Here is a 22429-nt window from a genome sequence, read left to right on the forward strand (position 1 = left end):
ACCCGGGTACGACCAAGCCGAGCAGAGATCAGGAGCGTGCAAGCTTTGACGATACGCCGCGCCAGATCGGCGTAATCACTTTCTCACCAACTGGGATCAACACGAACCCCAGGGCAAGGCCCAGCACGCCATCAACAGCTGCCTTGGTGATCCACGAGGCAAAGCCCGACGCCGCCTCGAACATCGCACCAACAGACTTGCCAAGGCCATAGATCACCTCTTCGGGTCCGTGCCAGCCCATCTCGGCAAGCCCATGCACGATGATGGATCCACCAACCCAGAGCATGGCCGCCGTCCCCACGATGGTCAGCAGCTTCATAAAGCCCGGCATGATCTTGACCAGTCCGCGCCCCAGTGCACGTGTCAAGCCAAAGCGCCCCCGGTCGGCCATTGCAAGGCCGGCATCGTCCGCTTTCACGATCAGCGCCACAGATCCGTAGACCGCTACCGTGATCATGATGGCAACGGCGGCCAGTGTGGCCGCCTCCATCCAGAAATTGCTTGGGGGAATCGCGGCCAGAGAGATGGTCATGATTTCCGCCGACAGGATGAAATCCGTCTTGATGGCGCCTTGGGCTTTCTGTTCCTCAAGATGCGCAGGGTCCTGTACTTCTGCTTCCTTGCCTGCGTAGTCCTCGTGCCCGTGACCCCAGCCCAAAACGTGCGCCACCTTCTCTGCCCCTTCGAAGCAGAGATAGGCGCCTCCCAGCATCAACAGCGGTGGAATCGCCCACGGTGCAAAGTTTGAAAGAGCCAGCCCGATGGGCAGCAGAAAGACGAGCTTGTTCTTGAATGACCCTTTGGCGATGCGCCAGATGATCGGCAATTCGCGATCAGCCGCGAACCCATGCACATATTTTGGCGTCACTGCGGCATCATCAATAACGGCCCCGGCCGCCTTGGCACCCGCCTTGGTTGCCTGTCCGATCACATCATCCACCGATGCGGCCGCCACTTTGGCGATTCCCGCAACGTCGTCCAAAAGAGCCAAAAGTCCGCTCATTTCGCCCGTTCCCTCGTTTTGTCCTTCCGTTAGCGCATAACACAGTGTTGCGGTTCCGCATACTGTTAGCGCGAACTGCATACAATGGAACACGGTTATCGCTAACACTCTGATTATTAGTCTCTTTTCCCCTTCTCACGCCGCAATGCAGCAGCTATCACGCTGACGACATTCATGCTGCCCCAGCGGAAGGACAACCAGAACCATGACCATCAAAGTCGGCATTAACGGGTTTGGACGCATCGGGCGCTGCACCCTCAGCCATATCGCAACCTCGCTGCGCAACGACATCGACGTGGTCGCTGTGAACGCGACCGGCCCGCTGGAAACGGCAGCCCACCTGATCAAGTATGACAGCGTGCATGGCCGTTTCCCGAACGAGGTCAAACTGACCAATGACTCGATGGATCTGGGCCGCGGCCCGATACGCATGATGTCGACCTATGACATGAACGACTTGGACTGGACCGGCGTTGACGTGGTGCTGGAATGCACAGGCCAGTTCAACGACGGCGAAAAGGCCAAGGTGCATATGGAACGCGGTGCCAAGAAGGTATTGCTGTCCGCTCCTGGCAAGAATGTAGATAAGACGGTTGTCTTCGGCGTGAACGACGAGCAGTTGGCCGCCAATGACCGTATGATCTCGAACGGGTCGTGCACAACGAACTGCCTTGCCCCTTTGGCCAAGGTTTTGGACCGCGCCTTTGGTATCGAGCGCGGCGTGATGACCACCATTCACAGTTACACGGGCGACCAACCAACGCTCGACCGTCGGCACAGTGATCTCTACCGGGCACGTGCGGCGGCCATGGCTTTGATCCCGACCTCAACCGGTGCGGCCAAGGCTCTGGGCGAAGTGCTGCCCAACCTCGCTGGCAAGCTGGACGGTACCGCCATGCGCGTGCCAACCCCGAATGTCAGCGCCGTAGACCTGACATTCGAAGCAAGCCGCGACGTGACCATCGAAGAGGTCAACGCTGCCGTGGCCGAGGCCGCCGCTGGCCCCATGGGCCGCGTGCTGGCCTATGATGATGAGCACAAGGTCAGCATCGACTTCAACCACACCGAACACTCGTCCATCTTTGCCCCCGACCAGACCAAGGTGGTGGGCAACCGGATGGTGCGGGTTCTGGCTTGGTACGATAACGAGTGGGCGTTCTCGGTTCGCATGGCCGACGTGGCTGTTGCCATGGGCCGCCTGACCTGAACAACGCCACAGGTTGCAAGCATCGGGTGGGGCTGTCACAACGGCCCTGCCCTTTTTCTTTGTGACGCATCCTCATGACCAACCGCATCGCTTTTCTCCTCGCCCTGCTGATCGTCGGTGCGATTGCCGTGGATGTCTTCCTCTACGGCATGCAGCACCTGATTTTCCTGGGTAAGAAATTCGCGGAGCTTCTGGAATGGATCGCCTTCTGGCGATGACTTGCGCTGCATGCGTCGCACAGATTTGACCGGCATCCCCGGTTGACAAACGCGCTGCTTTGCATTTGTTAGCGGTAACGGCGCAGCCCCGATCCCTGGGACCGCGTTCAGACATCACTCTGACACCAGACATGGGGGATACCATGGCCATCAAAGTTGCAATCAACGGATTCGGACGCATCGGGCGCAACGTGCTACGCGCGATCGTCGAAAGCGGTCGGACAGATATCGAAGTGGTCGCGATCAACGACCTTGGACCAGTCGAGACGAACGCCCACCTGCTGCAGTACGACAGCGTGCATGGCCGCTTCCCGGCGACCGTGAAAGTCTCTGGCGACAGCATCGATGTGGGCCATGGCCCAATCAAGGTCACGGCAGAGCGCAACCCGGCTGACCTGCCTTGGGCTCACGTGGACATCGTGCTGGAATGCACCGGCATCTTCACCTCGAAAGAGGCGTGTCAGGCCCATCTTGAAAACGGGTCCAGCCGCGTGCTGATCTCGGCCCCCGGCAAGAGTGCCGACAAGACAATTGTATATGGCGTGAACCATGACACATTGTCGGGCGACGATGTGATCGTATCGAATGCGTCCTGCACCACAAACTGCCTGACGCCCGTCGCCAAGGTGCTGCACGACCAGTTCGGCATCAAGCGTGGCTTCATGACCACCGTTCACAGCTATACCGGCGATCAGCCGACGCTCGATACGATGCACAAGGATCTCTACCGCGCCCGTGCTGCGGCATTGTCGATGATCCCAACCTCGACCGGTGCGGCCAAGGCCGTGGGTCTTGTGATGCCCGAATTGAACGGAAAGCTGGACGGTGTGGCCATCCGTGTACCCACACCCAACGTGTCGTGCGTCGATCTGACCATCGAAGTGAATGGTGACGTGACCGTTGAGCAGATCAACGCCGCCATGACTACCGCCGCCGCCTCCGGCCCGCTTCAGGGCGTGTTGGGTGTGACCGACGCGAAACTGGTGTCGATGGACTTCAACCACGACCCGCATTCATCGATCTTTGCCACAGACCAGACCAAGGTCATGGACGGCAACATGGTTCGTATCCTCAGCTGGTACGACAACGAATGGGGCTTTTCAAACCGCATGGGCGACACGGCTGTGGAAATGGGCAAGTACCTGTAACGGCATTTCAAAGTCGAATTGGAAAAGGCGCTCGCAAGGGCGCCTTTTTGTTTGAAGCGCCAGAGCCGGGGGTGGTGTTGCAAAGGGCGTAGATCGGTGGCCGCTCTGAGCCCCATTTTACAATGCTGCAACCTGTTCGAATGGCCACCCATCGCTCAGACGCTTGTCAGTAAAATGCTCGTCTCGCTGGTTTCAATATTGTTGATCTGCCGAACCTCTCGCAGCGTTCGGTCAAATTCTGCCAGGGTCTGGACACGGATTTCCGCGACCAGATCCCACTTCCCGCTGGTCGTATGAACGCGACGCAGCTCCGGCAAACGACGCAGGTTTGCAATGACCTGCGTGGTGCTTTTTCCGGATATCTTGATCATCATCATCGCATTGATCTGGCCGTCTTCGTAGTCTTCACGCACCCGCGCGGTGAAGCCAAGCAATGCACCGGACTGCAACATGCGGTCGAGGCGGTTTTGCACCGTGCTACGCGACACATTCAAAATATCCGCCAGCTTCGCAACCGGCGCACGCCCATCACGCATGAGCAGCGCAACCAGTCGGCGGTCAAGATCATCAAATCTGTATTTTTCAGGCTTATCGGGTTCCATGAATCCACAAAAGTTAGGATTGCTTCATGCATTTTGCATGAATACCTAGCAAAAAGACATCTATTTGAGCGTTGCCACCGCATTATGAAGAGTAAAAACACCGGTCATCTGACAGGAGAAACCCCGTGACCATTTCCAAGAGCCTACAAGCGCCATCATCTGTTGTGATGGTGCGCCCTCATCATTTCGCTGTAAACTCGGAAACATTCGACAATGCCTTCCAGTCTGCAATTCCGTCCTCAGCCGACGATGCGAACAGGGCATATCAGGAACTGACGCAAGCAGCAGATACGTTACGATCCCATGGGGTCGATGTGCATCTGTTCGACGGAGATGACCCCAGAACACCCGACTGCGTGTTTCCGAACAATTGGTTTTCCACCCATGTTGGCGGTCAAATCGCGGTCTACCCCATGATGGCCCCGAACCGTAGGTTGGAACGCCGCTCTGACATCTTGGACATGCTTAAGACCAAATTCCGTGTGCAGGATATATTGGATTACTCCGGACTAGAACATGATGGGCTTTACCTTGAAGGCACAGGAGCGATGGTTCTCGATCACGTAGACAGGATTGCCTATGCGGTTAAATCAGACCGGACCAGCCAGATCGCGCTGGAACGATTTTGCACACATTTCAACTATGAGCCGATGGCATTTCACGCAGCTGATGCACAAGGTCGGGCCGTGTATCATACCAATGTGTTGATGTGCATCGCGACCGAATTCGCAATGATCGGAAGCTGCATGATCAAAGACAGCGCACGTCGAGATGAGGTGCTGCATCGTCTAGGCCAATCAAGCCGTATCATCATCGAATTAAGCGACGATCAGATCAGCAAGTTCGCGGGGAATGCCATTGAGCTGCAAGGTTCTGCAGGCCGCGTTCTCGCTCTCTCTGAGACGGCGTTGAACGCATTGACCCCAAATCAAAAGGCCCAGATTTCCAATAGCGCGACGTTGGTTGCGCTGAAGATACCAACTATTGAGCTCTCAGGAGGCTCGGTGCGCTGCACCATCGCGGGAATACATTTGACACCACGTGATTAGCAGACATTGGAGGGATGTTATCAAACGTATATTTCGTTCCACATGGCCGCCACTCTCACACGTCTGACAATGGTCCCTAGCCAAACCGCTCTTTCAAAGCGTCATTGACAAGCGGGGTCACGAACTTGCTGACGTCGCCGCCAAGTCGCGCGATCTCTTTCACCAGCTTCGATGCAATCGCCTGATGTTCGGCCTCGGCCATCAGGAATACGGTTTCGATGCTGTCATCAAGCTTGCGGTTCATGCCAACCATTTGAAATTCGTACTCAAAATCGGCCACAGCCCGTAGACCGCGGATGATCAGCTGCGCGCCCACATCCCGGGCGCAATCGATAAGTAGGTTTTCAAAGGGGTGGACCACGATCTCGGTGCCGGTTTGCGCACTCAGTTTGGCGCATTCCGCCTCGATCATGGCAACGCGCTCTTCCAACTGAAACAGCGGGCCCTTGTCGCGGTTGATGGCAACGCCGATCACCAACCTGTCGACCATGGGGCTCGCCCGCCGAATGATGTCGATATGCCCCAGCGTGATGGGATCAAAGGTGCCAGGGTAAAGGCCGATGCGCATGGGCGGCTCCGTCAGTCGTCTTGGCCGCAATGCAGCATTTCAGACACGCGATTGCAAGCAAACAGGACGCAAGCGTCTGGTCAATGACCCATAATCATACCTTGAAGCGCTTCCTTCTCCATCGCCAATTCGGTCAGTCGCGCCTTGACCACGTCACCCAGCGTGATCAGCCCGACCAATTGACCGTCCTCGACGACGGGCATGTGGCGAAATCGACCTTCGGTCATCTGGGCCAAGATATCATCCGCCTTGTCGTCGCGCTGGCATGTCACCAGCTTCGACGTCATGAAGTTGTCCACCGGCTCGTTCAGGATGGCGCCACCCCGCTTGGCCAGAACCCGCACGATGTCGCGCTCCGACAGGATACCCTCGGCCGTTAGCCCATCTGTTGAGATGACGACTGTCCCGATCCTGCGCTCGGCAAGGATCTTGGCCGCTTCGGACACCTGCGTTCCGGGTTGAACCGTGACAACGGCATCGTCGGATTTGGACTTGAGAATCTGGTGCACAAGCATGGGTCTGGACCTCGTCAATACTGCGGCATAACTCAGCGTCTGCCGCCAAGGCCCTGTCTGTCAAGTGTACGAACGTCGCCCGGCGATCCACTGCCGGTTGAAATGCTGCGATAGCTACGTCCAATCGACATGAGTATCAAACATGAAGATAGCCTCCCAATACCTTGATCTTAATTTATAATACCCTCAAGCTTCGTGATTTCAGCACGGACCCCCTGCACCAGAAGCTCGGCAAACTGGTTCAACCTTCGGTCACGCGTGTCCGACTGGTGCCGGATCAGGAAAAAGCTGCGTGACAGCGACATCTCGGTCTGGAGCACGCGACGAAGACCAGGGGCGAACGGCAATGCAAAGTCATGCACCACGCCTATGCCTGCGCTGCGCCGTAACAGATTCAGCTGCACCGCAACCGAATTCGAGGCCAGTGCCACCCGTGCGACTCCGGCATCCGCCAAATAGTCCAGTTCTCGGTCAAAGATCATGTCAGGGATGTACCCAACGATCCGATGTGCATGCAGATCCGCCATGGTTTTTAGGCTGGGGGCACTGGCCAGGTAGGTATCGCTTGCAGCAAGATGCAGACGGTACTGCGTAATGCGCTGGACCGTCAGTTGCCCCGCAGTGGGGGCGCTGACACCTATGGCAAGGTCGGCTTCACGTCTGGACAGGTTGAACACGCGTGGCAAGGCAATGATCTGAATATCAAGCGCCGGATGCGTCTGGCCCAATGCAGCGCAGACCTGCGGCAGGACGTAATTCGCACACCCGTCCGGTGCCCCGATACGCACTTGTCCTGTCAGCCCCGTCTCTGCCTTCGCGTGCCCTGCCCCCGATATTCCTTCTGTCGCTGCACGCATGGCAGCCTCGGCAGCCTCTGCCCGTTCAAGCAACTGCGCCCCCACATCGGTCAGCGCATATCCCTGAGGCGATTTGCGAAACAGGACCACGTCAAGATCCTGTTCCAGCCGCGCCACACGTCGACCAAGCGTGGCAGCATCCTTGCGCACATCCTTGGCCGCCGCCGAAAGCGTTTCGGCGCGCGCCACCGCCAAAAATAAGCGCAGGTCGTCCCAGTGTGGCAGCATAAAAACCCCTTTGGTCTGCAAAAATGCAAAATGGTTTTGCCCACTTGCCTCTTTTGCAGGATATTTTGCAAGACTATCCTGCTGCCAACACCAAAACATCATCCACCCCCGGAGGACGCAAATGCAAGAATTGACCCACTACATTGATGGTGCCCACGTCAAAGGAACATCGGGCCGTTTTGCTGACGTCATGAACCCGGCCACGGGTGAGGTACAGGCCACGGTGCCGCTCGCCTCGACAAGCGAATTGGCTCATGCAGTTGACGTTGCCACCAAGGCACAACCGGCCTGGGCGGCGACCAACCCACAGCGACGCGCGCGCGTCTTGATGAAATTCGTGGATCTGCTCAATCGTGACATGGACAAGCTGGCCGAGGTGCTGAGCCGCGAACACGGCAAGACTCTCCCGGATGCCGCCGGCGATGTGCAGCGCGGACTTGAAGTTGTGGAATACTGCATCGGCGCGCCGCATCTGCTGAAAGGCGAATACACTGACAGCGCGGGTCCCGGCATCGACATGTATTCCATGCGCCAGGCCCTTGGCGTCACGGCGGGCATCACGCCGTTCAACTTCCCCGCGATGATCCCGATGTGGATGTTCGCGCCCGCCATTGCCTGCGGCAATGCTTTTATTCTCAAACCGTCCGAACGTGATCCGTCAGTCCCGCTGATGCTGGCCGAACTGATTGAGGAGGCCGGCCTGCCCAAGGGCATCCTGCAAGTGGTTAATGGGGACAAGGAGGCGGTGGACGCAATCCTGCACCACGATGTGATCCAGTCCGTAGGCTTCGTGGGATCGACCCCGATCGCCGAATACATCTATGCCACCGGCTGCGCAAACGGGAAGCGTGTTCAGTGCTTTGGTGGGGCCAAGAACCACATGATCGTCATGCCGGATGCTGACATGGATCAGGCGGCCGATGCACTGGTTGGCGCAGGATACGGTGCCGCAGGCGAACGCTGCATGGCGATCTCGGTCGCGGTGCCCGTGGGCGATGAGACGGCTGATCGCCTGATCGAGAAACTGGTGCCCCGGATCGAGAAGCTGAAGGTTGGCCCTTACACTGCTGGCAATGACGTGGACTACGGCCCCGTCGTGACCGCTGCCGCCAAGGCCAATATCGAACGGCTGGTGCAGACCGGCATCGATCAAGGCGCCGAATTGGTTGTCGATGGGCGTGATTTCAAATTGCAGGGCTACGAAGAAGGGTACTTTTTGGGCCCACACCTCTTTGATCGTGCGACCAAGGACATGGACATCTACAAGCAGGAGATCTTTGGACCTGTCCTGACAACCGTCCGCGCGCAGACTTACGAAGAAGCTATCGGCCTTGCCATGGACCACGAATACGGCAACGGCACCGCCATCTTCACCCGTGACGGCGATACGGCCCGCGATTTTGCGAACCGAATCAATATTGGTATGGTCGGAATCAACGTGCCTATTCCGGTGCCACTTGCCTATCATACGTTCGGCGGTTGGAAAAAATCCGTATTTGGGGACCTGAATCAACATGGTCCTGACGCATTTAAGTTCTATACGCGTACGAAGACAGTGACGGCACGCTGGCCGTCCGGCATTAAGGAAGGCGGAGAATTCTTAATCCCCGTAATGGAGTAAGATGCCCATACAGTTTCGTATCCTTCCGGATCGCGGCCTTGTCGTGGTCCGGTATACTGGCCACGTTGCCATTGATGACACGTTGGACGCGACCCGCGTCTACTTGGCAGACCCCGACTATGCGCCCGGTCAAAAACAGCTCGTCGATTTCAGCACGATCACCGGGTACGAAAAGGATTATGTCCGTTTCATGCAGATGCAGGCCAACAAAGCGGGACGCTTTGCGAACGCAGGCGTTCAATCACTGGTCGTCTACATCGCGCCGACCCCAATCAGCCGGGAACTCAGCACTCTGTTCATCAAGTCCTGGGACGATGTGGATGCCGTAGTGCCCATGGTCCAGCAGTCCGAGGCCGAAGCACTGACCCTTCTCGGTCAGCCCGAAACAACGGTGGAAATGCTCTTGGCCCCAGCGGGTGGACGGGCCTTGCAATAGTCTTGCAAACATCGGAATTTAACGTGCGTTCAATTCAAGCCATCGCGTAAGGGGAGGCAGCATGGACTTCGCACTGACCGAAGAACAAACAGCAATTTTCGACATGGCCCATGCCTTTGGCCAGGCAGAAATTGCACCCCACGCCCGCGACTGGGAAGCCGCCGGCACCATCCCCAAAGATCTGTGGCCCAAGGTGGGCGAACTTGGCTTTGCCTCCCTCTATATCTCGGGGGACGCGGGTGGCGCGGGCCTGTCGCGGCTCGACGCAACACTGGTGTTCGAAGCGCTCAGTATGGCCTGTCCTTCCGTCGTGGCCTTCCTGTCGATCCACAACATGTGCGCAAAGATGCTTGACAGTTTTGCGGATGACGATCTGAAGGCACGCGTGATGCCCGACGTGCTGAGTATGAACACAGTCCTCAGCTACTGCCTGACCGAACCCGGCTCAGGCTCGGATGCCGCCGCCCTGCGCACGCGGGCGGATCGGACGAACGAAGGGTACTCCCTGAACGGAACCAAGGCATTTATCTCGGGCGGTGGATACTCCGACGCCTATGTCTGCATGGTCCGCACGGGCGAGGATGGACCCAAGGGCGTCTCTACCGTCTATGTGGAAGACGGAACCGATGGGCTTTCCTTTGGCGGATTGGAAGACAAGATGGGCTGGCGCAGCCAACCCACCGCGCAGGTTCAGTTCGACAATTGCAATATCCCCAGCGGCAATCTGGTTGGGGAAGAAGGTCAGGGTTTCAAATACGCAATGATGGGGTTGGATGGCGGCCGCCTGAACATAGCCGCCTGTTCTCTCGGCGCTGCACAGACGGCTTTGAATGTGACGCTGGCCTATATGGGCGAGCGCAAGGCGTTTGGTCAGCCCATCGACCAGTTCCAGGGCCTGCAATTCCGCCTCGCGGATATGGAGATCGAACTGCAAGCCGCCCGCACCTTCCTGCGCCAAGCCGCATGGAAGCTCGACAACGGCGCGCCTGATGCCACCAAATTCTGCGCCATGGCCAAGAAGTTCGTAACCGACGCTGGGTCCAAGGTCGTTGACCAATGCCTGCAATTGCACGGCGGTTATGGCTATCTGGCGGATTACGGTATCGAAAAATTGGTCCGCGATTTGCGCGTGCATCAGATCCTCGAAGGTACCAACGAAATCATGCGTGTGATCGTGGCGCGCGACATGTTGAAGAACCGATGACCGGCATCAAGCGCTTCGACACGGACAAACGGATGAGCCAGGCGGTTGTGCACAGTCAAACCGCTTATCTTGCCGGGCAATGTGGTACCGCCTTTGCACCGATCCAGACCCAAACTCGCGAAGCGCTGGCCAAGGTCGATCATCACCTTGCCGCCATAGGCACTGACAAAACCCGATTGCTGTCCGTGACCATCTGGCTCGCCTCCATATCCGACTATGACGCCATCAACGAGGTTTGGGACGCATGGGTGCCCGCTGGTACGGCCCCCGCCCGGTCGTGCGGAGAGGTACAGATTGGTGGCGAAGGCTACGACATCGAAATCATCTGCACGGCGGCCCTGCCATGACCGACATCTCCATCCGCATCACCGGGCGCGCGGGCCGGATCACCCTGCGGCGTCCCCAAGCGCTCAACGCGATGACCTATGAGATGTGCCTCGCCATCGAAGCGGCATTGGACGCATGGCGCAGCGATGACAGTGTCGAAGTGGTGGTGTTCGACGCGATCGGCGACCGCGCCTTCTGTTCGGGCGGTGACATTGCCGAACTCTACGAAACTGGGACCAAGGGCGACTATGCCTACGGCCAGAAATTCTGGGCCGACGAATACCGCCTGAACCACAAAATCTTTCACTACCCCAAGCCGGTGGTCAGCTTCCTGCCAGGGTTCACCATGGGCGGCGGCGTCGGCATCGGCTGCCACGGGTCGCACCGCGTCGTGGGCGACAGCAGCCAGATCGCCATGCCCGAATGCGGCATCGGACTTGTTCCGGATGTGGGCGGGTCGCTAATGCTTGCCCTCGCCCCGGGTCGCCTGGGGGAGTACCTGGGCACGACCGCCGCGCGGATGAATGCAAGCGACGCGATCTTCGCTGGCTTCGCCGACCACTACGTGGCCGAAGCACATTGGCCCACCCTGATTGCCACGCTTGAGGCGACGGGCGACACATCCTGTATCGCTGCCGCCGCCACGGACCCCGCCCCCGGACCGCTTCAACAAGCAATGCCTGACATCGACAAGCACTTTCATGGCGCGTCCCTCAACGATGTGCTGACCACGCTGCGGGACGAGGACAGCGACTTTGCCCGCGGTACACGCAAGCGCATGGGCCGCAACAGCCCCCTCTCCATGGCGTGCACCATCGAAGCCCTGCACCGCCTGCGCGGTCCATCGCTGACCTTGGACAAGGCGCTGGACCTTGAATACCGTTTCACCGCCCGAGCAATGGAGCATGGTGACTTCCTTGAAGGGATCAGGGCGGCCATCATAGACAAGGACCGCACACCGAAATGGCAATACGCCGACGGCACGGTCCCGCCCACAGCGGTCAGCAAGATGCTGATGCCGCTTGGGGACATGGCACTCAAACTGGGAGGAACGGGCATGAAGATCGGATTTGTTGGGCTGGGCAATATGGGTGCCCCGATGGCCGCGAACCTTGCCAAGGCCGGGCATACGGTGACCGGGTTCGACGTGGCCGGAACCACGGCCGAAGGGGTCACGAACGCCTCAAGCGCAGCAGAGGCGGCCGCTGATCAGGACATTGTCATCACGATGCTGCCGAACGGAAACATCCTGCGCGCGGTAGCCGCCGACGTGATCCCGGCGATGAAAGCGGGCGCCACGCTGATCGACTGTTCGACCGTTGATGTGGAAAGCGCGCGTGCGGTCGCCGAACAGGCGGATGCTGCCGGGCTGGGCTGTGTCGATGCGCCGGTGTCAGGTGGCATTGGCGGCGCTGCCGGTGGAACGCTCACCTTCATGGCGGGCGGCAGCACCGCGGCTTTCGAAGCCGCCAAGCCCCTCTTCGACATCATGGGCCAGAAGGCCGTGCATTGCGGTGACGCAGGTGCAGGTCAGGCGGCCAAGATCTGCAACAACATGATCCTGGGCGCCACCATGATCGCCACCTGCGAAGCCTTTGCACTGGCCGACAAGCTGGGGCTGGATCGGCAAAAGATGTTCGACGTGGTCAGCACATCATCGGGCTATTCATGGACGATGAACGCCTATTGCCCTGCCCCGGGCGTTGGCCCGCAAAGCCCCGCGGACAATGGCTACACCCCCGGCTTCGCAGCAGAACTGATGCTGAAAGACCTCGGGCTGAGCCAGCAGGCGGCTGAGGCTGTCGACGCGGACACGCCGATGGGGCAACGCGCGCTTGAACTCTACCGCCAGTTTGTCGAAAATGAAGGTGGGCTGGGTAAGGATTTCAGCGCAATGCTACCCCGGTTCGAAACCCGGGGGCGCGACTGACCCCTATTTCCCGACGGTGATCAGCAGCAAGACCCCGAACATCACGGGCACCAGACACAAGGCGACGACGATCAGGGCGGATAGTCCCATGTCGCGATGGCCAGCCCCCACGCGACGACCAACGCCAGTATGACCAACAGAACACGAAGTTCCGGGCCAACCACGGCAGACAACATGGTGGCGCGGCCTCGGATATCCTCCGCATCCCGGTCCGCAGAAAACGCGACGGCGGCGTCGGGTTGGTGGTTGTCGTGGTCATGTTTGTGTGGCTCCATCAACGGTTTCCCATCAGATAAGAGGCAACAGACCGCTTTAAATGTGGCATTCTGACCAAAACAATCAGACTTTTTTTAAGATGTCTCTATTGCGGCTGCTACAGGGTGCACATCGGTGATGTACATTGTCCCAAGCCGCGCATCCGCCCTGCCCTTCGAACACTCATCCAAAGGTCAACCACGCCGGTGTTCAGGACCCCGGCAAACTCACTTGTCCGCCCGAGCTTTCCTTGACTTTGACATCCATCGGCGCGCCTTCGACATCTATGTCACCGCCACTGGATGCCCTTGCAAACAGGGCGCCAGAGACATGAATCTCGATATCCGATCCACTGGAGGCTCTTGCATGTGCGTCCCGGCATTCAAGGTCTTCGGCGTCGATATTCGACCCGCTGGAGGCCTCGACCACAAGGGATCCGCAGGAGCCGCGCACGTCCAGGTCCGAGCCCGAGCTGGCCTTGAGGAACACCGTTTCGGTGTCCAACCCGTCAACATCGACATCGGCACCACTGCTGCTCATTGCTTCGAACGCATCGGTAAACGTGCCTGATACTTCGACATCAACCCCGCGACTGCCAATGATCGACGTCAACTCTGGCATATGCACCGTGACGGTATAGTAATCGGCCATCCCCATGAGGATCATCGACGATCCACCCTGGCGCTTGATCGACAACGTATCGCCATCCTGTTCCACGAACAAGCGGCGTTCACGCGCAGTGCCAGAGACATCGGACACAACGCGGTAGTCCGAGCCTGAAAACACCCGGACCGTCACACCATCAGCGGCGATTATCTTGGTAAAACCTGAAAAGTCATGAATTGTTTCGCGAGCGGCCAGCGGGGTCGCCAAGGCAACCGCACAGACAGCCGACACGACGTACAAAGGTCGCCTCATCTTCACTCTCCCGATATGAATACGAAGATGAGATGGTGTTAATCAGATTAACATTCAAGACGCTTGGGGATATTTCACTCCGCCGCGACCTTGCGCGGTGCCAACATCGGTTTGAGGTAATGGCCCGTGTGGCTCTCAGCCACCTCGGCGACCTCTTCCGGCGTCCCTGTCGCAACCACCTGCCCGCCGCCATCGCCACCCTCGGGTCCGATATCGATGATGTGGTCGGCGGTCTTCACGACATCCAGATTGTGTTCGATCACTACGACCGAGTTGCCCTGATCCACCAATTCATGCAGCACTTCCAACAGCTTGCGTACATCTTCGAAGTGCAGCCCTGTGGTTGGCTCATCGAGGATATAGAGCGTCCGGCCAGTCGACCGTTTCGAAAGCTCTTTCGACAACTTCACCCGCTGCGCCTCGCCCCCCGACAAGGTCGTCGCCTGCTGTCCCACCTTGATGTAACCAAGGCCCACACGCATCAGCGCATCCATCTTTTCGCGGATCGACGGGACCGCCTGGAAAAACCCCTGCGCATCCTCGACCGTCATACCCAGCACATCAGCAATGGACTTGCCCTTGAACTTGATCTCTAGCGTTTCACGGTTGTACCGCGCGCCTTTGCACGTCTCGCACTCGACATAAACATCCGGCAGAAAGTGCATCTCGATCTTGATGACACCATCACCCTGACAGGCCTCGCACCGCCCGCCCTTCACGTTGAAGGAAAAACGTCCCGGCTTATAGCCGCGGGCCTTGGCCTCCGGCAGCCCCGCAAACCAGTCGCGAATGGGCGTGAAGGCCCCGGTATAGGTCGCCGGGTTCGAACGTGGGGTGCGCCCGATGGGCCGTTGGTCTATGTCGATCACCTTGTCCAGATGCTCTAGCCCCTTGATCGTCTCGCAGGGCGCAGATGTCTGGCGCGAACCGTTCAGTGCCATCGATGCCGTCTTGAACAGCGTTTCAATCGTCAGAGTGGACTTGCCCCCACCCGACACGCCCGTCACACAGACAAATTTGCCCAGTGGGAAATCGACAGTCACGTTTTGCAAGTTATTGCCCGTCGCCTTGACGACTGTGACCTTCTTCTTGCCCTTCTTACCCTTGCGACGCTCTGTCGGCACCGCGATCTCTCGCTTACCAGACAGATAGTCGCCCGTAATGGACCCGCTGGCGGCCAGCACATCCGGCGTCCCATGCGCTACGACCTGCCCACCATGCACACCGGCACCCGGACCAATGTCGAAGACATAGTCCGCCTCGCGAATGGCCTCCTCGTCATGCTCAACGACAATGACGGTGTTGCCTTGGTCCCGCAGGTTCTTGAGCGTACCCAAAAGCCTGTCGTTGTCTCGCTGATGCAGACCAATCGACGGCTCATCCAACACATAGAGAACACCGGTCAAACCGGACCCGATTTGCGAGGCCAGCCGAATGCGTTGACTTTCGCCACCACTTAACGTGCCACTTGAGCGTGACATCGTAAGATACTCAAGACCCACATTATTCAGGAACCCAAGCCGCTCGCGGATCTCCTTCAGAATGGCGCGCGCAATCTCGTTGTTCTGGTCTGTCAGATGCTCCGGCACAGTCTGACACCAGTCAAAGGCCTCGCGGATCGACATCTCGACCACCTGGCCGACGTGCAGCAGCCGATCCGGCTCGTCTCGTGGCCCAATCTTCACCGCCAACGCTTCGGGCCGCAGGCGGAACCCGCCACAATCGCCACAAGGACGGTTGTTCTGGTAGCGCTCGAATTCCTCGCGGATCCAGTTGGAATCCGTCTCGCGATAGCGGCGCTCCATATTGGGGATCACCCCCTCGAACACGCGCGTCACCTGATAAACGCGCCCGCCCTCGTCATACCGGAACGGGATCTCCTCATCACCGGAGCCGTACAGGAACACCTGCTTCACATGCGCTGGCAGGTCCTTCCACTTGGTCTGCGGGTCGAACTCGTAGTGGGCCGCAATCGCCTCAATGGTCTGCAGGAAGTACGGAGACTTCCCCTTGCGCCATGGCGCCAATGCTCCGTCATAGACCTTCAGCGTCTGGTCCGGCACCACCAACCGCTCGTCAAAGAACAACTCATGCCCCAACCCGTCGCAGGACGGGCACGCCCCAAACGGCGCGTTGAACGAGAACAGGCGTGGTTCAATCTCGGGGATCGTGAAGCCACTCACCGGACAGGCGAATTTCTCGGAAAAAGTCGTACGCTCCGGTTCACCTTCGCTCGGAGCCGTCTCAAGGATCGCAATCCCATCGGCCAAATCCAGCGCCGTCCGCAGCGAATCTGCTAAACGCGTTTCCAGCCCCTCGCGCACAACGATCCGGTCTACCACCACGTCAATGTCATGGCGGAACTTCTTGTCCAGCGTCGGCGGCTCGTCCAGTTCATAGAATTCGCCATCGACCTTCACACGCTGAAAGCCCTGCTTGCGCAGCTCCAGGAACTCCTTGCGGTACTCACCCTTCCGGTCGCGGATGATGGGGGCCAGAAGATAGGCGCGCGTCCCCTCCTCCATCGTCATGATGCGGTCCACCATGTCCTGCACCTGCTGCGCCTCGATCGGCTTGCCAGTGGCAGGCGAATAGGGTGTACCCACGCGGGCAAAGAGCAGACGCATGTAGTCGTAGATTTCAGTCACAGTGCCAACAGTCGATCGAGGATTCTTCGACGTCGTCTTCTGCTCAATCGAAATCGCGGGACTCAGGCCTGAAATGTGATCCACATCCGGCTTCTGCATCATGTCCAGGAACTGACGCGCATAGGCCGATAGTGATTCCACGTAGCGGCGCTGCCCCTCGGCATATATCGTATCGAAGGCCAGCGATGACTTGCCCGACCCGGAAAGCCCAGTGATCACAACCAGTTGGTCGCGCGGGATATCCACGTCGATGGACTTGAGGTTGTGCTCGCGCGCGCCGCGTACCTCGATATTCTTCTGCTCGGCCATATCAGCCCCCCGGATTAACGGTTTGTACATAGGTCAGATGGCCGAAACAGCCAATGAAAAAATGAGAACATGTCGTGAACATGTCGTTTGCTGACGGATGATGTCAGTACGCCGCCGCACAGCCATCCACGCATGGACCGCAATTCCGCATCCAAAGACGGCAATACAGGTCCAGACAAGCCCCGGAAAGCCCGCAACACCCAACACGACAAGCAACACAGGCGTGCCCAGCGTGTTGCCCAGATTGCCCGTCTGCGCCAGCCCTCCATAGGCCTGTGATTGATGCGCTGCCGTCTCGTTCAACTGGGGCACAGCCGCAAAACTTGCGCCTTGCACAAGACCCAAGGCCCCCGCCAGCGCCAGACAGGCCACGGGCAATCCGGGCGCTGCCCAAAGCCACAAAAGCGAGATGATGCACAGAACGAATCCGATCTGCACAAGCATCACCGCTGACATGAACCGCATCGCAAAGACCCCAAGCGTCAGCGATACGGCAATCGAGGTCAGCGGCATCGCCCCCATGACCCAGGCGCGCCATTCAAGTGCTATGTAGGGCGGCAGCACCGTCAGGATCGCAAGGAAGCAAAACGTATAGAACATCCAACCTGCCCCCGGCGCGGCAATGCTGGGCGATCGATAGATCGCAACGTGATCCCGCATGATACCATGCAGGGATAGCGCGCCCTCTGGCGGCACCTCAAGCGGGCGCAGGAACACACCAAGGATAACCGCGAAGACGGCCAGCCAAATGGAATGAGCAACGAACAGCGCAGGCACACCCATCGCATCCACAAGCGGCAGGCCAAGGGCGACCAATAGGGTGAAGGCAACAGAAAAGAACGTGCTCCACAGTGTCAGGGTAAAGCCGCGATGCCGCTCGGCACTCAGCTGCGCGATAAGCGTAGGCGCGGCAACAACCATCGCCAGATGCGACACGCCCTCAAGCGCACGGCTCACCAGCATCAAGGGCAAGCTCGGCAATGTCGCCTGATAAAGTGACAGCGCCGCACCCGCCCAAAGCGCCCACAGCATCGCCCGCCGATACCGGATACGAGCGACAACAAGGCCCGCAACAACCCCCAGAAGAATACCAAGCAACCCAACAAGGGACACGGTGAACCCCAGCGCCGCACCCGCGTCGGGATAAACAGCAGGCAGCTTGTCAAAGATCACAGATATCTTGGCATATTGTCCCGCTGCACCCAGCCCCGCCCCCCACAGGGCAAAGACAAGGGGGAATGAAGTGCGGTCGCTCATCTGTCCGGGCTACGCCTGAACGTCAGGGGCTGCAAGGCCACTTTCTGTGCATCGTGCGCGACCTGCATGTGTGGGCTGGTCCCGGCCTCAGCCTGCGCCTTCGGCGACCAGAACCAGCGTTGGTATTCCACCAGACCCAAAGACGCGGACATGGACGTATTTGCTGCCATATTGCGCCAGCGAAGACGGCAGATATTCCGAGCCCGCTGCCAATTGACAGGTCGTCGCAATGCGCGCACGCGCCACCCGATCTGCAAAGATCGGATCCCAATCATCCCCATCATGACGAATGCCAAAACGGTGGTAGTTGGCGCGGTCCTGCTGAACGACCGCGCAGAAATCACCAAGTGGTACGCCACGCGAATTGCTCAGATCAGCACCCACCAGCATCGTGTAATATTCGGCGATAAGCTGCTGTGCTTTGGAAGGAACTGCAGAGGTAAACACGGAAGCGGCCGCGATCAAAAGACTTGCGCAAAAAAGCTTCATATCAATCTTCCCAAAATAGAATGGCCGCAGAATAGCGGCCATTCGTGATTACGGAAAGTCGCAGTGCCTTACATGTGGATCACACGATCATAGGCGTCGAGCACGCTCTCGTGCATCATCTCTGACAGCGTCGGGTGCGGGAAGACGGCGTGCATCAGGTCTTCTTCCGTCGTCTCAAGCGCCTGCCCAACAACGTAGCCCTGGATCAGCTCGGTCACCTCGGCACCGATCATATGTGCACCCAGCAATTCACCCGTTTTGGCGTCGAAAACGGTCTTGATCATGCCCTCGGGCTCGCCCAGGGCGATCGCCTTGCCGTTGCCGATGAAAGGGAACTTACCGACCTTCAACGTATAGCCCGCCTCTTTGGCCGCTGCTTCGGTCAGGCCGACGCTTGCCACCTGTGGATGACAATAGGTGCAGCCCGCGATGGAGTTGGGTTTGATCGGATGAACGTCGTTCTTGCCAGCGATCAGCTCGGCCACCATGACGCCTTCATGCGACGCCTTGTGCGCCAACCACGGGGCACCCGCGATATCGCCGATGGCGTACACGCCTTCCACGCCCGTGCGACAGTATTCGTCCGTCACCACATGGGTGCGGTCCACTTTCACGCCAAGCTTCTCAAGTCCCAGCCCCTCGACATTGCCGACAATACCAACAGCGGAAATCACGGTGTCAAAGTCATGCTTTTCGACCTTGCCGCCCACCTCAATATGGGCCGTCACCTTACCCTTGGCGCGATCCAACTGCTTGACCATGGCTTTCTGCATGATCTTCATGCCCTGCTTTTCAAAGGCCTTCTTGGCAAAGGCCGAAATCTCGGCATCCTCGACTGGCAACACACGGTCCATAACCTCGACCACCGTCGTGTCAGCGCCCAACGTGTTGTAGAAACTGGCAAACTCGATCCCGATGGCGCCCGACCCGATCACCAGCAGCTTCTTCGGCATCCGCTTCGGCGTCAGCGCCGCCCGGTAGGTCCAGACCAGATCGCCATCCGCCTCGAGCCCCGGCAATTCCCGCGCCCGCGCACCGGTCGCAAGGATGATGCTCTTGGCCGTCAATTCCTCGGTTCCCTTGTCGGTCTTGACGCTGACCTTGCCTTTGGACGGAACCGTGCCCTCACCCATGATGACGGTCACCTTGTTTTTCTTCAGCAGATGTTGAACACCGCCGGACAGCTGCCCCGCCACCTTGCGGGAGCGTTCAACAACAGCGGGCAGATCATAGTCCACACCAGTCGCCTTCAGGCCAAACTCCTTGGCGCGGTGCATCAGGTGAAACACTTCCGAGCTGCGCAACATCGCCTTGGTTGGGATGCAACCCCAGTTCAGACAGATACCGCCAAGATTCTCGCGCTCCACAACGCAGGTGTTCAGCCCCAGTTGGGCTGCACGAATGGCCGCCACATACCCGCCAGGGCCGGACCCGACCACCACCACGTCAAAGGATTTCGCCGCCATTTCAATGCCCTCGCCAAACGTTGTGCCAAATTTAGTTTACCGTTAAACTACTTCTGGAAACTTCACAACGAAAGCATGGCGCGACAAATCGCCTGACGCAAGGGAAGCCTTGCGCCATTCACTCACTTAAGTGGCGGAAAGAGGATCAGGCGGCCTTGTCGGTCTGCAAACCGCGCAACACGGCGCCGTAACCACCCGCATCCAAATGCGCTTTCTCGGCCACTGTCGTGGCCCGACCCAAGACGGTATTGCGGTGAGGAAAACGACCGAACTGACGGATCACCTCGCGATGGGCACGGGCGTGCAGAAGGAACTCGTCATCCTGCAACCGCTCGCAGATCAGGCGCACAGCGCGATCCTGGTCACACAGGTTTTCAGAATGCTCAAGCGGCATGTAGAAGAATTGCCGTGCCGGCGCATCGATCCGCATGTCCCACCCTTTGGCAATTGCGGATTTTGCTGCCGCAAGTGCTGCCTTGTCCGTGGAAAAGGCGGCAGCATCATCGCGAAACATATTGCGTGGAAACTGATCGGTCAGAATGACATAGGCCAGCGCACCGGACGGATATGTCAACCACAAGGCAAACTTGCCCTCGGTCGCAGCCTTCCATGCCTCACCAAAACGGTCACGTATGGACTGATCCAATGCTGCGTCGGTTTTGAACCATGCCTCCGGTGTGCACTCATCTAACCAGAACCGTAATACTTCGTCCGGACCAACCATGGTTTATCTCCCGCTTCCCATGCCCCGTAATCAGATCGTTACATAAGTTTTCCACAGACCCCAATCACGAAATACGACAGGTGCGACACATTGCAGGTCAAGATGCCGCTTGAGCCTCATCTTCTGCCTCCAAATCAGCCTCAATGGCGTATTCTTGCGCGATCTCCATAGCCACTGGCGTGGCCGTGGCCTGGGACATAACAACATATGATCCAGTCTCTTCCACCGGCACCGCGGCACGCTGCGTCCGTCGGTAAGCGGCATAGGCAACCAGCGCTGCGAACAACACGCCTGTGAACATGTAAAACCCCGATGACCCAACGCTTTCCATCAACTCGCCAACGATCAGGGGACCGAATACGGCACCCAGACCGTTGATGAACACCAGCCCACCCGAGGCAGCCGCCATATCATCGTGATCAAGAAAGTCGTTCGTGTGGGCCAAAAGCAGAGAATAAAGCGGGTTTGACATGCCTCCGACCACAAATGCCGACACTAGCAGCATTGCAAAATTGCCACCCAGAATCAGGCCAATCACCGATCCGACCCCGCCCAGCGCCGCAACAACCAGGATCAGCGCCCGGCGATCCATCCGGTCGGAAATCCAGCCGATGGGATATTGCAGCAGCATCGCGCCGATAAAGAAAGTCGACACAAAGGCAGAAATCTGGGCGACGGACAGTCCCACCTGCGTCCCGTACACCGCCGACATCCCGAACTGCGCGGCAAAGACTCCGCCCAGCAAGAACATACCCACACAGCCCAGCGGCGAGGTCGCGACAAGCGCCCGCAGCGACATCGGCTTGGTTGTTTCAAACGCCGGCACCGGGCTGATCGACAACAAGATCGGCGTAATGGCAAGCGACACAAGCACCGACGGGATGACAAACAGGATAAAGCCCGAGGGATCCGCCGTCAGCAGCAAGTACTGGCTCACGACAATGCCAAAGGTTTGCACGATCATGTACAGCGACAGGGCCTTGCCCCGGTTCGAATTGTCGGCGGCATCGTTCAACCAGCTTTCTGCAGTGACATAGACAGCCGAAAAGCAGAACCCGATCACCACGCGTGCCACGGTCCAGACCCAGGGATCAGCAAAGGTCGGGTATAGGATCATGACGGCTGAGATCAGGGATGCCAGCGCCGCAAAGACACGCACGTGCCCGACGCGCTGGATCATACGGGGGGCCATGCGGCTGCCCCCCAGAAATCCAAGGAAATAGGCCGACATGACAATCGACATCTCGGCAGTTGAAAATCCTTCAATCTCCCCCCGGATACCCAGCAACGTGCCTTGCATCCCATTGCCAACCATCAACAGCCCCATGCCAAACAGCAGGGCCCAGGCGCTGGTCAGAACTTGGAACATGGTGCGGAACTCCTTGTCCGGGTGGGGGCACCCTGCCCTGCCACTGCGGTCCGTGTCTCAGATATGTGCGACTATTACGTG

The 22429-nt window shown here is 58.5% G+C and carries 22 protein-coding genes and 1 pseudogene; 10 read left to right on the forward strand and 13 right to left on the reverse strand.

The window, feature by feature from the left end:
- Window positions 1-28: 28 nt before the first annotated feature.
- Complete coding sequence (locus Q1A75_RS03865) at window positions 29-1003, reverse strand: DUF808 domain-containing protein (protein WP_299549190.1); 975 nt, start codon at window positions 1001-1003, stop codon at window positions 29-31.
- Window positions 1004-1208: 205 nt separating this feature from the next.
- On the opposite strand from Q1A75_RS03865, the gene gap (Q1A75_RS03870) reads away from it, so the two are divergent.
- The 3 genes from gap (Q1A75_RS03870) (at window position 1209) to gap (Q1A75_RS03880) (ending at window position 3576) form a co-directional block, all read left to right on the forward strand.
- Window positions 1209-2210, forward strand: coding sequence for a type I glyceraldehyde-3-phosphate dehydrogenase (gap, locus tag Q1A75_RS03870; protein ID WP_299549193.1), 1002 nt, complete (start codon window positions 1209-1211; stop codon window positions 2208-2210).
- Window positions 2211-2284: 74 nt separating this feature from the next.
- Complete coding sequence (locus Q1A75_RS03875) at window positions 2285-2428, forward strand: hypothetical protein (protein ID WP_299549196.1); 144 nt, start codon at window positions 2285-2287, stop codon at window positions 2426-2428.
- A gap of 143 nt (window positions 2429-2571) precedes the next feature.
- Window positions 2572-3576, forward strand: a complete 1005-nt coding sequence (gene gap, locus Q1A75_RS03880) for a type I glyceraldehyde-3-phosphate dehydrogenase (RefSeq protein WP_299549199.1) — start codon at window positions 2572-2574, stop codon at window positions 3574-3576.
- Window positions 3577-3731: 155 nt separating this feature from the next.
- On the opposite strand, the gene Q1A75_RS03885 is transcribed toward gap (Q1A75_RS03880), so the two are convergent.
- Window positions 3732-4178, reverse strand: a complete 447-nt coding sequence (locus tag Q1A75_RS03885; RefSeq protein WP_299549202.1) for an Lrp/AsnC family transcriptional regulator — start codon at window positions 4176-4178, stop codon at window positions 3732-3734.
- Window positions 4179-4345: 167 nt separating this feature from the next.
- Between Q1A75_RS03885 and ctlX the strand changes: the two genes are divergently transcribed.
- A complete protein-coding gene (gene ctlX, locus Q1A75_RS03890) occupies window positions 4346-5227 on the forward strand; it encodes a citrulline utilization hydrolase CtlX (RefSeq protein WP_299549598.1) in 882 nt (293 codons plus the stop codon).
- Window positions 5228-5303: 76 nt separating this feature from the next.
- Here the strand turns inward: ctlX and coaD are convergent, their stop codons facing one another.
- The 3 genes from coaD to Q1A75_RS03905 all read right to left on the reverse strand — a co-directional run bounded on the left by coaD (window position 5304) and on the right by Q1A75_RS03905 (window position 7395).
- Window positions 5304-5795 (reverse strand): pantetheine-phosphate adenylyltransferase, encoded by a 492-nt coding sequence (gene coaD / locus Q1A75_RS03895; protein WP_299549204.1) that lies wholly within the window; start codon window positions 5793-5795, stop codon window positions 5304-5306.
- Between the two features lie 80 nt (window positions 5796-5875).
- The gene (locus Q1A75_RS03900; protein WP_299549207.1) at window positions 5876-6310 is read right to left on the reverse strand and encodes a CBS domain-containing protein; all 435 of its coding nucleotides are present in this window, start codon (window positions 6308-6310) and stop codon (window positions 5876-5878) included.
- 170 nt (window positions 6311-6480) lie between these two features.
- Window positions 6481-7395 (reverse strand): LysR family transcriptional regulator, encoded by a 915-nt coding sequence (locus tag Q1A75_RS03905; protein WP_299549209.1) that lies wholly within the window; start codon window positions 7393-7395, stop codon window positions 6481-6483.
- A gap of 121 nt (window positions 7396-7516) precedes the next feature.
- Between Q1A75_RS03905 and Q1A75_RS03910 the strand changes: the two genes are divergently transcribed.
- From Q1A75_RS03910 to mmsB, 6 genes and pseudogenes are all read left to right on the forward strand, one after another.
- Window positions 7517-9016: a CoA-acylating methylmalonate-semialdehyde dehydrogenase gene (locus tag Q1A75_RS03910; protein ID WP_299549211.1), complete on the forward strand. Its 1500-nt coding sequence runs from the start codon at window positions 7517-7519 to the stop codon at window positions 9014-9016.
- A gap of 1 nt (window position 9017) precedes the next feature.
- On the forward strand, window positions 9018-9452 hold the full coding sequence (locus Q1A75_RS03915; protein WP_299549214.1) for a hypothetical protein: 435 nt from the start codon (window positions 9018-9020) through the stop codon (window positions 9450-9452).
- A 61-nt stretch (window positions 9453-9513) separates the two neighbouring features.
- Window positions 9514-10656, forward strand: coding sequence for an acyl-CoA dehydrogenase family protein (locus Q1A75_RS03920; RefSeq protein WP_299549217.1), 1143 nt, complete (start codon window positions 9514-9516; stop codon window positions 10654-10656).
- Window positions 10653-11003, forward strand: coding sequence for a RidA family protein (locus tag Q1A75_RS03925; protein WP_299549220.1), 351 nt, complete (start codon window positions 10653-10655; stop codon window positions 11001-11003). The genes Q1A75_RS03920 and Q1A75_RS03925 overlap by 4 nt, the downstream gene beginning before the upstream one ends.
- A pseudogene (locus Q1A75_RS24245) lies at window positions 11000-11998 on the forward strand (enoyl-CoA hydratase/isomerase family protein); the annotation flags it as partial. The gene Q1A75_RS03925 and the pseudogene Q1A75_RS24245, both read left to right, overlap by 4 nt.
- Before the next feature lie 42 nt (window positions 11999-12040).
- The gene (gene mmsB, locus Q1A75_RS24250; RefSeq protein WP_366142175.1) at window positions 12041-12913 is read left to right on the forward strand and encodes a 3-hydroxyisobutyrate dehydrogenase; all 873 of its coding nucleotides are present in this window, start codon (window positions 12041-12043) and stop codon (window positions 12911-12913) included.
- A gap of 71 nt (window positions 12914-12984) precedes the next feature.
- On the opposite strand, the gene Q1A75_RS03935 is transcribed toward mmsB, so the two are convergent.
- From Q1A75_RS03935 to Q1A75_RS03970, 8 genes are all read right to left on the reverse strand, one after another.
- On the reverse strand, window positions 12985-13188 hold the full coding sequence (locus Q1A75_RS03935) for a hypothetical protein (protein WP_299549226.1): 204 nt from the start codon (window positions 13186-13188) through the stop codon (window positions 12985-12987).
- A gap of 190 nt (window positions 13189-13378) precedes the next feature.
- Entirely contained in the window at window positions 13379-14086 is a 708-nt protein-coding gene (locus Q1A75_RS03940; protein ID WP_299549229.1) for a head GIN domain-containing protein, read from the reverse strand.
- Between the two features lie 74 nt (window positions 14087-14160).
- The gene (uvrA, locus tag Q1A75_RS03945; RefSeq protein WP_299549232.1) at window positions 14161-17043 is read right to left on the reverse strand and encodes an excinuclease ABC subunit UvrA; all 2883 of its coding nucleotides are present in this window, start codon (window positions 17041-17043) and stop codon (window positions 14161-14163) included.
- Between the two features lie 33 nt (window positions 17044-17076).
- Window positions 17077-18300 (reverse strand): MFS transporter, encoded by a 1224-nt coding sequence (locus Q1A75_RS03950; RefSeq protein ID WP_299549235.1) that lies wholly within the window; start codon window positions 18298-18300, stop codon window positions 17077-17079.
- Window positions 18301-18387: 87 nt separating this feature from the next.
- A complete protein-coding gene (locus tag Q1A75_RS03955; protein ID WP_299549238.1) occupies window positions 18388-18789 on the reverse strand; it encodes a hypothetical protein in 402 nt (133 codons plus the stop codon).
- A 68-nt stretch (window positions 18790-18857) separates the two neighbouring features.
- A complete protein-coding gene (gene lpdA / locus Q1A75_RS03960; RefSeq protein ID WP_299549241.1) occupies window positions 18858-20255 on the reverse strand; it encodes a dihydrolipoyl dehydrogenase in 1398 nt (465 codons plus the stop codon).
- A gap of 145 nt (window positions 20256-20400) precedes the next feature.
- A complete protein-coding gene (locus Q1A75_RS03965; RefSeq protein WP_299549244.1) occupies window positions 20401-20979 on the reverse strand; it encodes a DUF924 family protein in 579 nt (192 codons plus the stop codon).
- Window positions 20980-21076: 97 nt separating this feature from the next.
- A complete protein-coding gene (locus tag Q1A75_RS03970; RefSeq protein WP_299549247.1) occupies window positions 21077-22348 on the reverse strand; it encodes an MFS transporter in 1272 nt (423 codons plus the stop codon).
- Window positions 22349-22429 lie beyond the last annotated feature (81 nt).

The sequence above is a fragment of the uncultured Tateyamaria sp. genome (assembly GCF_947504105.1).
GTDB lineage: Bacteria > Pseudomonadota > Alphaproteobacteria > Rhodobacterales > Rhodobacteraceae > Tateyamaria.